We start from the raw sequence: 11,840 nt of genomic DNA on the forward strand, positions 1-11,840 counted from the left end.
TTCAGCCCGGCAGGGCGAAGCGCTGTTCGGGCAGGTCGCGCAGCCAGGCCAGCGCGTGGGGCGCAGGCATCGGGCGGGCCACGAACCAGCCCTGCACCTCGGTGCAGCCGGCCTCGCGCACCTGCGCCAGCTCCTCGGCGGTTTCCACGCCTTCGGCCACCACGTGCATGTCCAACGAGGCCCCCAGCATCGCGCAGGCCTTGACGATGCCCTGCTTGCTGCGGTCGGCCTCCAGGCCGTGGATGAAGGCGCGCTCGATTTTCAGCTCCGAGAACGGGATGCGCGAGAGCTGGAAGAAGCTGGAATAGGCGGTGCCGAAATCGTCGATGGCCAGGTTGAAGCCCAGCATGCGGATGCGGCCGGTGTTCTCGATGACCGAGGCCAGGTCGGCCATGGCGTCGGTCTCGGTGATCTCGATGGTGATCCAGCTGGGGTCCAGCTGCACATGGTCCACCGCCGCGGCCAGCTCCTGGCAGAAGGCCAGGTTGGACAGCGACTGCATCGACACGTTGATGGACGCGCTGACGGCCATGCCCTCGCCCAGGCAGGTGGCCACGAAGTCCACCGTGCGCCGGGCCATGTGCAGCGTGGCCTGGTCCAGCAGGTGGTGGCGCTGCAGCGCGGCCACCAGGCGGTCCGGCATCACCAGGCCGCCGTCGGCATCGTGGGCGCGCATCAGCGCCTCGAAGCCGATGATCTCGCCGGTGGCCAGGCGCAGCTTGGGCTGCATCCAGGGTTGCAGCACGTCGCGGTCCAGCACGGCCAGCAGCTCGTCGCGGCACAGCTCGGGCAGCGGCGCGGTGTCGGCCGCCATCGGCTCGGGCGCGGGCCGGCGGTAGGCCAGCACCTGCCGGGTGATCTCCTCGGCGGTGGTGGGCAGCTCGGCCATGCCGGCCAGCGCCAGGCCGCAGGCGGCGGCCAGGTTGATGGCGGCGCGGATCACCGCGCGCTGCTGCCGGCTGACGACGAACAGCGCCGGCGCATCCGTCCGGCGGGCCAGCAGCCGCATCAGCTGGAAGCCGTCGCCGTCGACGAAGCGCAGGCCGGTGACCAGCACCTGCGGCAGCGGCTGGCCGCCGGCCAGCAGCCGCTTGATGCCACGCAGGTCGTGCACCACGGCGGCCACCTCGGCGCCGCCCTCACGCAGGGCCTGGGCCAGGCCGGCGGCGATCTTCGGCTCGTTCACAGCCACCCACACGCGCACCGCGGCGCCGGCCACGCGGTCAGAGCACATGGCAGAGCTGCCGCACGTCCTGGAAGGAGATGGGCTTGATCAGCAGCTCGTTGAAGCCGGCGGACAGGATGCGCTGCTTGTCCTCCGGCATGCTGTGGGCGGTGTAGGCCACCACCGGCAGCGCGGTGAGCTTCAGTTCCTCGCGGATGCGGCGGCACACCTGCTCGCCGCTCATCTGCGGCATGCGCAGGTCCAGCAGCACCAGGTCGTAGTGGCGCTCGGCCAGCCGGGCCAGCGCGGTGCCGCCGGCGTCCACTACCTCGGCCTGCCAGCCCAGGCGCCGCAGGAACATCGCCACCAGCTGGCTGTTGAGCTGGTTGTCGTCGACCACCAGGGCCAGCGGAGCGGACTTCTCGGGCTCAGGCATGGAGCGCATCCTCGGGAACGGAAGGGGGTGCGGAAGGCAGGGCGGGCGGCAGCGCCAGGGGCAGCCGCACGGTGGCGGTGGTGCCCTGGCCGGGGCTGGAGGCCAGCGCAAGCTGCCCGCCCAGCAGCGCAGTGAGTTCATGCGCCAGCGGCAGGCCGAGGCCGGCGCCCTGGCCGGCATGGTCGAAGCTGGCCATGGCGGTCTCGAAGCGGTTGAACAGGCGCGGCAGCCGCTCGGCCGCGATGCCGATGCCGGTGTCGCCGATCTCGATCAGCAATGCCGGCTCACCCCGCAGGCCGGCATCGGCGCGGGCGATGAGCGACACCTCGCCTTCGGCGGTGAACTTCAGCGCATTGCCCATGAGTTGGTCCAGCACCTGGCGAAGCCGCGCCGCATCGGTGCGCAGCACCGCGGGCGTTCCGGGCTGCAGCGCCATCCACAGCCGCAGGCCGCGGGCCTGGGCGTCGGGCGCATGGCGGGCGTGCACGCCGCGCATCAGTTCCTCCACCGTGACCGCCGCGGGCTGCAGCGTCATGCGGCCGGTCTCGATCTTCACCAGGTCCAGGATGGTGTTGACCAGCCCGTGCAGCTGGCTGGCGCTGGCATGGATGACGCCGCCGTGCTGGCGCGACTCGGCGTCCTGGCTGGTGTCCCGGATGGTCTCGGCAAAGCCGAGGATGCCGTTGAGCGGCGTGCGCAGCTCATGCGAGACGGTGGCCAGGAAGCGCGTCTTCAGCTGGCTGCCGGCCTGGGCCTCCAGGCGGCTGGCTTCCAGCTGCGCCATCAGCAGGCCCTGCCGCCGGGCATGGCGCACCAGCGCCGCCACGAATCCGAGCACGATCAGCGTGGCCAGCGCCCCGGCGGCCATCGCATTGCGGCGCAGCTCGGCATAGGCGGCCATCACGTCGCTGCTGCCCATGCCGGTGAAGACGATGAGCCCGTGCGGATCCAGCCGGCGGAAGGCCCAGTGGCGCTCGATGCCGTCGATGGGGCTGCGGGCCACCAGCGTGCCTTCGCGCCGGGCCATGGCGGCGCGGAACAGCGGGCTGCCTTCGATGCTGCGCAGGTCAGGGGCTTCGTCCGGGCTGGCGCTGGCCCGCACCACGCCGTCCTGGCCCACCAGCGCGATGGCGCCGTGCAGGCCCAGGTCCACGTCGGCATAAAAGCGGGTGAGGTACTCGGGCGACAGCGACAGCACCACCACGCCGCCGAAGCGGCCGTCGGCCAGCGTGATGCGGCGCGTGAGCTGGATGGACCAGCGCTGCGACACGCGACCCAGCACCGGCTTGCTGACGAAGAGCTCGTCGCGCGTGCGCTGGGTGTGCACCCGGAAATGCTCGCGGTCGCGCAGGTCCACCCGCTGGAAGGGCTGGGTGGAATGGCTGACGTAGCCATCGGGGCCGATGACCGACACCAGGTGGTACTCGGGCCCGACGATGCCCTTGAGCCCCAGGTAGCTGCTGAGGTCGAGCGCGGCGCCCTTGTCCAGGTATTCGTGGCGGGTGAAGCGCACCGCCTGGTCGGCGCCGTCGAGCGTCTTGGCCGTGTGCTCGGCAAAGGCGCGGCTCAGGTTGGTGAGGTTGCGCTGGGTGTAGGCGCGCACCGTGGCCTGTTCCTCGTCCAGCTCGTAGGTGATGCCCAGCCACAGCGTGCTGAGCACGAACACGGCCAGGCCGATGGCCACCGCCGACTGGCGCAGGGCGGCCAGCCAGGGCCTGCAGCGCGCGGACAGGCGCCGCGGCGGGTGGAGAGGACGGGCCGGCCGGCGGCGCGGGCGACGCTGCGGTGGCTCCAGGGTGGTCGGGGGACGGCATCGGCGGCCTGGGGGCCGGAGGCCGGCCTGCATCCCGGCGGAAGGCGGGACGATGGCTGTTTATCGGCGCCCGGCGGCCGCCACTTGAGGCAGGGCGGGCGCCCCGGCCGCTTCAGCGCGCCGGGCTGCCGTCGCCCAGTTGGGCGGCAATGGCCAGCAGCTGCTGCGGCGTTGGCCGGTCCCAGTCGTCGCCGATGGCACCCACCGCGTAGAAGCGCACCATCTCGGCCACCACCAGCGCATGCTGCCAGCCGCTGGTCTGCAGCCGCTTGCGGATGGACGGGTGCACCTGGCGCGCCTCCATGTCCTCCAGCAGCGCCTGCGAGAGACGAGCCTGCTCCTCGGCCGACAGGCTGGCGATGTCGCGCACGATCTGCTCGCGGCGGTGGCGGATCCAGGCTTCGGTCCAGCGGGCCTCGCGGCGCGCCTGGGCGGCGCGGTCTTCCTCGGTGCGGGCCGGTGCGGCGCCATCGGCCGCGCCGGCGGCAGGGGCGTCGTGCCGCTCGGCAGCGGCCTTGGCGGCGCGGGTGGTGGCCTCGCCCGACAGCAGCGCCTTCAGGTAGCGGAAGGGATCGCGCAGCGGCTCGGGGAAGGCGGTTTCCAGCCGCTTGCGCAGCGCCTCCAGCCCGGTGGTGAAGGCCTGCATGCCGTAGGCCTCGATCAGCTCCTCGGCCCGGTTGTCGTCGATGCCCAGGGCGCGCGCCTGGCTCACCGCCGCCAGGTCCACCGGCTCGGGCGGCTGGCGCGGCGGCAGCGCCTCGCGCGCCTTGGGGCGGATCAGGAACTGCAGCTCCGAGACGAAGCGGCCGGCCTTGTGCTCCACCAGCTCCACGTCGATGTCGGTGATGGCGCACACCTCGGCGATGGCGGGCTTGAGCGTGTCGCGCTTGAAGATGCGGTATTCGAGCTTGGCGGTCTTCTCGTTCTCCGGACGGCCGCTGAGCACCGGGCGCCACCAGGCCCAGGCCTGGCGCGAGGTGCGGCCGATGTCCTTGTAGCGCGAGCAGATCTCGTACAGCGCGATGCCGGCATGCGAGCGCAGCTGCGAGATGATTTCCAGCGACAGCCGCGCGAACACGGTGGGCTGCAGCAGTTCCTGCTTCAGGTTGACCGCGTACGACCACTCCACCCACACCTGCCCGCGGATCTTGCTGAGCCGCGCATGCGCCAGCAGGCCGCTGACGTTCCAGGTGGTGCCCTCCCCCGTGGTGGGCGACTGCCACTCCACGGTGGTGGACACCATCGCGCGCAGGTGCTTCTTGATCAGCTCCTGGTCGTTGGAGTCGAAATCGACGCCACGGATGATGCGTTCCAGCGGTGCGCTGAACACGTCCTTGTCCAGGCCCTGGGACTGGGCCTCGAACAGCAGCACGTTGTAGCTCTTGCGGCCCAGCGAGGTGATGCGCTGGGACTTGGGCACGATGGCCAGCGTGTTGACCGGCTTGCGCAGCGGCACCGTGATTTCGGCCACCGCAGGCCGCGCACGCAACGATCGCCGAGGCGCGGGCGCCGCCGGATCGGCCGCCGCAGCCACCGGGGCCGGCGCCGGCGAGGTGAGGACAAGCTCGGACGTCATGGCCGCGACTGTAGCGGAGCCCGCGGCTGATGTGAGGCGGCTTCTCACATGAATGTTCGGCACTGCGAATCGAAGAGTTTCCCGAAAATCCTCACCTCAGCAGGGTTCCGTGGGCGCCTGCGCTTCCCGAAAATGCTCACCTCACGCCGGCTGGCGTACCTGCCGCGGAGGGTTTTCGGGGGCAACAACGGCTCTTGCAAGCCACCGAAATGCCGTGAAACGCCTGTGGAACGTGGTTGAGCCGGCCTCCCGAGCCCGCTCCGCGGCTTCCCGAAAATTCTCCGCCGCCCTCCTGTTGGCCCTCCATGAACTTCCTGCAAAGCCTCCGCCGGCTACCGAATCCACTCACCTGATGTCATGTAAGTCATTGATTTGATTGGGAAATCTGGCCCGTAAAGGTATTAAAGGGCTTGAAGGTGTTGAACTCAATAAACCCATGGCGTTGTGGAAGCCTAGCGGCCCTCATACAGTCTCCATCGAGCGCCCAGCCGTTTCTGCTTTGCAAGCGGTCCGGACGTTGACAGAATCGACTCCCAGAGCAGGCTAAACGTCAAGCCTGCAAGGTTTGTGAAACCAGGAGCGTTCTGTTGGACCACATGACAATCAAGCCTCCACGGCCCATTCCGTTGGAAGGCATCCGCGACCAGGCCGACCGCGCCGTCGCAATGATGGGAGAGATCCGCGCGGCCATGCTGGCGCCCACCGCCCGCAAGTCGCCGCCCGTCTTTAACCTGAGTCAGCTGGCCGCGATGCTGGGCATCGAGAAGGGCTCGCTCAGCCACCGCATTACCCGCGGCGACCTGCCTGCCGGTCGACTCAACGATGCCGGCAGCCGGCGTGAATTCAGCCTGGCCGAGGCCCGGACCTGGATCCGCGAGTACCGCAAGGAGTGGCTGCGGCCCGCGGGCGGCGAGGCGGTGACCATCGCCATCGGTAACTTCAAGGGCGGTGTCTCCAAGACCACCACGGCGGTGACGCTGGCCCAGGGCCTGACGCTGCTGGGCCACAAGGTGCTGGTGATCGACACCGACCCGCAGGGTTCGCTGACAACCTTGTTCGGCATCCTGCCGGACACCGAGGTGGAGGAGGACGACACCATCCTGCCGCTGACCATGGGCTCGGAAACCTCGATCCGCTATGCCATCCGCCCCACCTACTGGGACGGCATCGACCTGGTGGCGGCTGCACCGATGCTGTTCGGCGCCGAGTTCGCCCTGCCCGCGCGGCAGACACAGGAACCGGGCTTCGAGTTCTGGCGTGTGCTGGACCTGGGGATCGACGACGTGCGGGACGAATACGACGTGATCGTGATCGACACGCCGCCCTCGCTGTCCTACACCACCATCAATGCGTTCATGGCTTCGAACGGCATCATCATGCCGCTGCCACCCAACGCACTGGACTTCGCCTCGGCGTCGCAGTTCTGGAGCCTGTTCGCCGATCTCACGTCGGAGCTGCTGACCAAGCGCGGCTTGACCAAGGAATTCGACTTCATCCACGTGCTGCTGGCGCGGGTCGATTCATCGGACGCGGCCAGCAACATCGTGCGGCAATGGATCGGCCAGACGTACGCCGAGAAGGTGTTGCCGGTAGAGATTCCGAAGACCGCCGTGGCCGCGACCACCAGCGCGGAATTTGGCACCGTGTACGACATCGCACGCTATGACGGTAGTGCCAAGACCTTCAAGCGGGCCCGCGATGCCTACGACACCTTTGTTTCGCACATCGAGCGCTCGGTGTGGTCGGTGTGGCGTCGGCAGGTGCTGGAACAGGCGGCGGTGACTGCGCCGGTCGCCGCGACGGTGGCACGGGGAGCTAGGTGATGGCGAAGAAGTTGTTCGAGAAGGCGGGCTTGATCCAGATCCCGGGAGCCGCCCCGAAGGAGCCTGTTCCGAAGCCGGCGGAAGAGGTTCGGGCAAAGACGGCACCGGGTTCGATGCTGCATTTCATGTCCGCACAGTCCACCGCCATCAAGGAGGCGGAGAGTCTGCGGGAAGAGCTGGCGCGCTATGAAGGCGCGTTGCCGGTGCGGAAACTGGACCCGCGATTGGTGCGCTCGTCGGTGTGGGCGAACCGCCATGCGGCCTCGTTCGAAGGTCCGGACTTCGCTGCACTGAAGGAAGAGATTGCTGCGGCCAACGGCAACGTGCAGCCGATCAAGGTGCGGCCGGTGTCTGCCGGCGCAGCCGCCGCGAGCGGGGGAAGAGGGGGTTGGACGGTCCAACCCCCCGGGCAGCATCGAGCCGGTGTACGAGATCGTTTTCGGTCATCGCCGCCATCGTGCGTGCCTGGAGCTGGGCATTCCGGTGCTGGCCATGGTGGAGCAGGTGAATGAGCAGGACCTGTTCGTGGCGATGGAGCGGGAGAACCGCTCTCGCAAGGATCTGTCCGCCTGGGAGCAGGGAATGATGTATGCCCGCGCACTCGACGCAGGGCTGTACGCCTCCAACCGCCAGCTGGCTGCCGCGATCGGCCGGGACCTGGGCGACGTCGGCAAGGCGCTGTCGCTGGCCCGGCTGCCCAAGGCGGTGGTCGACGCCTTCTCGTCGCCCCTTGATCTGCAGTTTCGTTGGGCCAAGCTACTGAACGATGCTCAGCAGAAGGACCCGGATGGACTGATGGCGCGTGCGAAGGCGCTGGCCGCCAGGGCCGAACCGCTGTCGGCCAAGCAGGTGCTGGAGCGGCTGCTGGATCTGGACGAGCCTGCGCGTGCGGTGCGTGGCTCAGAGCATGTGATCCAGAACGAACGGGAGCGGGTGGCCGTCGTGACCAGCGATGAGCAGGGCCGGACGGTGGTCCGCTTTGATCGGCAGCTGACGGAGCCGCAGCGAGCTGCGCTCGCGGAGGCGATCCGGACATTCCTGGGGCTTCCGCCTGGAGGCTGAGGCAAGCACTGGCGTGGCAGACGAAGAGGGGTTGGACGGTCCAACCCCTTTTTCGTTTGGGGCACCGAAAAGCGTCAAGAGGACTCCCGAAAGTTCTCCGTGAGACGACGGTGCGCGACCTCGCGGACTCGTCCAGCAGTAGCGCAGCGTGGGCCAATTCGGGGACTCACCAGTTACGGCGGGTCGCAGGTGCGTTACGGCGGCTTGGTGCACAAAGAGGTGTCTCGCCCTGCAATCAACGCGTGGCGTCCGTGGAACGGTAAGTGCAAGCCGGCACCCACTCGTACGCTGTTTGGCAGCGTGTTGGCGCGTTAGGCATGCGGAGGACTGCCACAGGCGAGGGCCCATGGTCGGCAGATAGGGTCGACGCACCCGAGCGGACTATGGCGGACAGTGCGTTTAACCCTGATCGCACCAGCCTCGAAGCATTCCCGAAAACTCTCCGATGAAGTCTGGCGCCTCGTCGATGCAGTTCCGTGAGAAGTGGCTGGCGCGCACAGGCGTTCAGCCATGGACACGATGTCCGCCTCCGCACTGCACGCAGCAGACCGAGCGTCACGAGCAATGCACCGCAGCATCGCTTGCGGGCGCTCGTCCGAGCACCCGGTGCCGTATGCCGAGAGCTGTTGTTGGCACACCCGCGGAGATCGCTGACTTGGCCAAGAAGCTCAGCCCAGCTCTGCCGAATCAACCAAAAGCAGAGCTATGGCTAGAATCATCTGCACAAGTAATCAACCAGCAAAAAAACCAGCGTCATTTCCGCCTTCCCCCAAATGCCCACTCCCGAAAGTTCTCCGCTCCCCGAGAGAAAGCCCTCCGCGGCTTCCTCCACCGGCCTGCGGCTGAACGCCAGCCACTACGCCTTCATGCGCGCCCTGGTGCAGGGCGTCGGGCTGCGGGAGGCGTGGTCGCGCTACCTGCATCCAGGCGACGGCCGTGCCGCCGACCTGGGCCACATGCGGCAGGTGGTGCAGGGCATCCGCGATGCGTTTGCGGCCGCAGCCCGGCGGGAGCGCCGGCACGGCATCGCGCGGCTGGTGCTCGTCGATCTCAGCCGCATGCCGGACGACGCGGCGGTGCTGCCTTCGCTGGAAGCCTTCGCCGCCGAGCAGGGGCTGGAGGACTTCTCCGAGGCCGAGCAGATGGAGGCCTACGAGGCCGCCCACGGCCGCACGGCGCAGCGCCTGGGCCGGCGCGCCCGGCTGGTCGCGCGGCAGCTGGAGGCACTGCGCTGGCTGGAGTCGTTGTCGGCCCGGCCGCCCCAGCTGGACGATCCGGTGGATGCCTGGCTCGATCCGCAGCTTGCCGGGCGCCTTGCCAGTGCCGGCCTCGCCACGCTGCGGCAGCTGTGCCATCGCGTCCAGCATGCCCCCGGCCGCTGGTGGCGAACGGTACGCGCAGTGGGGGCGCTCAAGGCCCTGCGGGTGGAACGCTGGCTGGCGGCCCATCAACAGCCGCTGGCGCTGCCCGCCGACCTCTGCGCGCGGCTGGACGTGCCCGCCGGCCCGCGCGCCATGCCCACGCGCAGCGGTCACGCGTCCTCGGCAATCCGGCCACTCGAGCACTTCCAGGTGCCGCCCGCGCTCGACGGTCGCCACGGGCGGCTCCGGCGGCCGGTGGTCGACGCGGCGCTGGGCGTCTCGTCGGACCGCGATGCGCTGCTGGCGTGGCTGGCCAGCAAGGACCAGGCCTCGGCACACACCCGGCGCGCCTACCGCCGCGAGGCCGAACGCTTCCTGCTGTGGGCGGTGCTGGTGCGCGGCGTGGCCCTGTCGCAGGTGACGGCGGCCGATGTGCAGGCCTACCTGGCCTTCGTGGCCGATCCGCAGCCGCGGGCCGATTGGTGTGGTCCGCGCCACCAGCCGCGCTGGTCGGTGCTGTGGCGGCCGTTCGAAGGACCGTTGTCGGCCGGCGCCCGCCGGCAGACGGTGACCATCCTGCGCAACCTGTACGACTTCCTGGGCCGCGAAGGCCACCTCGGCGGCAACCCGTGGCTGGGCGCGGCCGCGGGTTGTGGCCGACGACCGGCACTGGACAGCGGCCGCAGCCTGTCGCCCGCGCAATGCGCCTGGGTGGAACGCCGGCTGCATCTGCTGCCGGACACCGCCGCCCACCAGCGCCTGCGGCTGGCCTGGCAGCTGATGCAAGGCGCCGGCCTGCGCCTGTCGGAAGCCGTCTCGGCCCGGCTTGGCGATCTGCAGGCCGACGACCCGGCCACGCTGGACGCCGCGGCGGCCGGCAGCCCGCCCATCCTCTGGCTGCGCATCCCCGGCCCGGGCCAGCGCGACCGCGAGCTGGGCCTGCCGCCCGCGGCGGTGCAGGCGCTGGTTGCCAGCCTGCCGGGCCGCGGCCTGCGGCCCGATCCGCTGCATCCGGCGCAGGCCGATGCATGGCTGCTGGGCCAGGCGGCGGACTTCAGCGAACGGGCGCCCGGCCTGGCCGCCGGCCGGCCGCTGGATCCGCGCCAGGGCATCGGCGCGGCCACGCTGGCAGACCAGTTCAAGCGCCTGTTCCGCCAATGCGCGGCCGATGCCCGTGGCGCCGGCGCGCTGGCCGATGCCGATGCGCTGCGCCGTGCCAGCACCCACTGGCTGCGCCATACCCACGGCCTGCAGTCGCTGGCCCGGGGGCTGCCCCTGGCCACCACGCAGCACCGGCTGGGCCATGCCTCGCCCGCCATCACCGCGCTGTACCGGCGTCCGCCGCCGCGGGCGGGCCAGAATGCCGGCAGCCCGCCAGGGCCAGCACGCTGAAGTCCATGCTTTTGTCCGTACCCGCCATGACCACACCCTCGCGCCGCATCCTCCCTCGCCACGCCATCGCCCGATGCCGGGAGGCCGCATGAAGATCGCCATCGTCGGCGCCGGGGCCATCGGCGGCTTCCTGGGCGCGCGGCTGGCCGCGGCCGGCCATGAGGTCAGTGCACTGGCCCGCGGTGCCACGCTGCAGGCGCTGCGCACCCATGGCTGGCGGCTGCGCGAGTCCGGCGTGCTGCACACCGCGCCCTGCGCCGCGGCCTCGGCCGATGCGGCCGAGCTGGGTCCGCAGGCGCTGGTCGTGGTCGCCGTCAAGGGGCCGGCGTTGGCCGATGTGGCACCCCAGCTCGCACCGCTGCTGGGCGCCGACACCACCGTGCTGCCGGCGATGAACGGCGTGCCCTGGTGGTTCGTGCAGGGCCTTCCCGGCGTGGGCGACACCCCGCTGGAAAGCGTCGACCCTGGCGGCCGCATCGCCGCGGCCATCGCGCTGCCGCGGGTGCTGGGCTGCGTGGTGCATGCGGCCACCGGCACCAGCGAGCCCGGCCTGGTGGAGCACCGCATGGGGCAGGGGCTGATCGTGGGCGAGCCCGCGGGCGGTGAATCGCCGCGGGCCACCGCGATTGCCTCGCTGCTGCGCGAAGCGGGCTTCGAGGCCACGGCCTCACCGCAGGTGCGCTACGACATCTGGTTCAAGCTCTGGGGCAACCTCACGATGAACCCGGTGTCGGCCGTCACCGGTGCCACGGTAGACCGGGTGCTGGACGATCCGCTGGTGCGCGCCTTCTGTTCCGCCGCCATGCAGGAGGCCGCCGAGATCGGCCGCCGCATCGGTTGCGACATCCGCCAGGCCCCGGACGACCGCCACGCCGTCACCCGCAAGCTGGGCGCCATCTCCACCTCCATGCTGCAGGACGTGCAGGCCGGCCGGCCGATGGAGCTGGACGCCATCGTGGGCGCGGTGCGTGAGCTGGGCCGGCGCGTGGGCGTGGCCACGCCCAACGTGGATGCGCTGTTCGGCCTGGCGCGCCTGTTCGGCCGGGTGCGGGGGCTGTACCCGGCGGCCTGAGAACCTGTGAACGAACCACTCACGCCCGCTCGACGCGCCCTGACGACCCGGCTCGTCGTTGCAAATGCTCGCCATAGCCCGAGCCATGGCTGCGCTTTGCGCCTGGATCCAGGCCGCCCTGTCGCGCCGCTCGGTCGCGA

9 protein-coding genes are annotated in these 11,840 nt (G+C 70.2%); 5 read left to right on the forward strand and 4 right to left on the reverse strand.

The genetic code is table 11. The features are described from left to right. Window position 1: 1 nt before the first annotated feature. The 4 genes from LRS14_RS26970 to LRS14_RS26985 all read right to left on the reverse strand — a co-directional run bounded on the left by LRS14_RS26970 (window position 2) and on the right by LRS14_RS26985 (window position 4,990). Window positions 2-1,234: an EAL domain-containing protein gene (locus tag LRS14_RS26970; protein WP_257801782.1), complete on the reverse strand. Its 1,233-nt coding sequence runs from the start codon at window positions 1,232-1,234 to the stop codon at window positions 2-4. Continuing rightward, on the reverse strand, window positions 1,224-1,601 hold the full coding sequence (locus LRS14_RS26975; RefSeq protein ID WP_046116342.1) for a response regulator: 378 nt from the start codon (window positions 1,599-1,601) through the stop codon (window positions 1,224-1,226). The genes LRS14_RS26970 and LRS14_RS26975 overlap by 11 nt, the downstream gene beginning before the upstream one ends. Next, on the reverse strand, window positions 1,594-3,285 hold the full coding sequence (locus tag LRS14_RS30480; protein WP_257801783.1) for an ATP-binding protein: 1,692 nt from the start codon (window positions 3,283-3,285) through the stop codon (window positions 1,594-1,596). The genes LRS14_RS26975 and LRS14_RS30480 overlap by 8 nt, the downstream gene beginning before the upstream one ends. A 241-nt stretch (window positions 3,286-3,526) precedes the next feature. Further along, entirely contained in the window at window positions 3,527-4,990 is a 1,464-nt protein-coding gene (locus tag LRS14_RS26985) for a replication initiation protein (protein WP_083441020.1), read from the reverse strand. A gap of 596 nt (window positions 4,991-5,586) precedes the next feature. Between LRS14_RS26985 and LRS14_RS26990 the strand changes: the two genes are divergently transcribed. The 5 genes from LRS14_RS26990 to LRS14_RS27010 all read left to right on the forward strand — a co-directional run bounded on the left by LRS14_RS26990 (window position 5,587) and on the right by LRS14_RS27010 (window position 11,700). Beyond that, window positions 5,587-6,813, forward strand: a complete 1,227-nt coding sequence (locus LRS14_RS26990; RefSeq protein WP_257802233.1) for an AAA family ATPase — start codon at window positions 5,587-5,589, stop codon at window positions 6,811-6,813. Continuing rightward, window positions 6,813-7,325 (forward strand): hypothetical protein, encoded by a 513-nt coding sequence (locus LRS14_RS26995; protein ID WP_257801784.1) that lies wholly within the window; start codon window positions 6,813-6,815, stop codon window positions 7,323-7,325. Before LRS14_RS26990 ends, LRS14_RS26995 begins: the two co-directional genes overlap by 1 nt. Continuing rightward, complete coding sequence (locus LRS14_RS27000) at window positions 7,237-7,875, forward strand: ParB/RepB/Spo0J family partition protein (RefSeq protein ID WP_257801785.1); 639 nt, start codon at window positions 7,237-7,239, stop codon at window positions 7,873-7,875. Before LRS14_RS26995 ends, LRS14_RS27000 begins: the two co-directional genes overlap by 89 nt. Window positions 7,876-8,648: 773 nt before the next feature. Beyond that, complete coding sequence (locus LRS14_RS27005) at window positions 8,649-10,628, forward strand: site-specific integrase (protein WP_257801786.1); 1,980 nt, start codon at window positions 8,649-8,651, stop codon at window positions 10,626-10,628. Window positions 10,629-10,716: 88 nt separating this feature from the next. Then, a complete protein-coding gene (locus LRS14_RS27010) occupies window positions 10,717-11,700 on the forward strand; it encodes a 2-dehydropantoate 2-reductase (RefSeq protein WP_257801787.1) in 984 nt (327 codons plus the stop codon). Window positions 11,701-11,840: the final 140 nt, after the last annotated feature.

Origin of the sequence: Aquincola sp. J276 (assembly GCF_024700035.1) — a bacterium.
Lineage (GTDB): Bacteria > Pseudomonadota > Gammaproteobacteria > Burkholderiales > Burkholderiaceae_C > Aquincola > Aquincola tertiaricarbonis.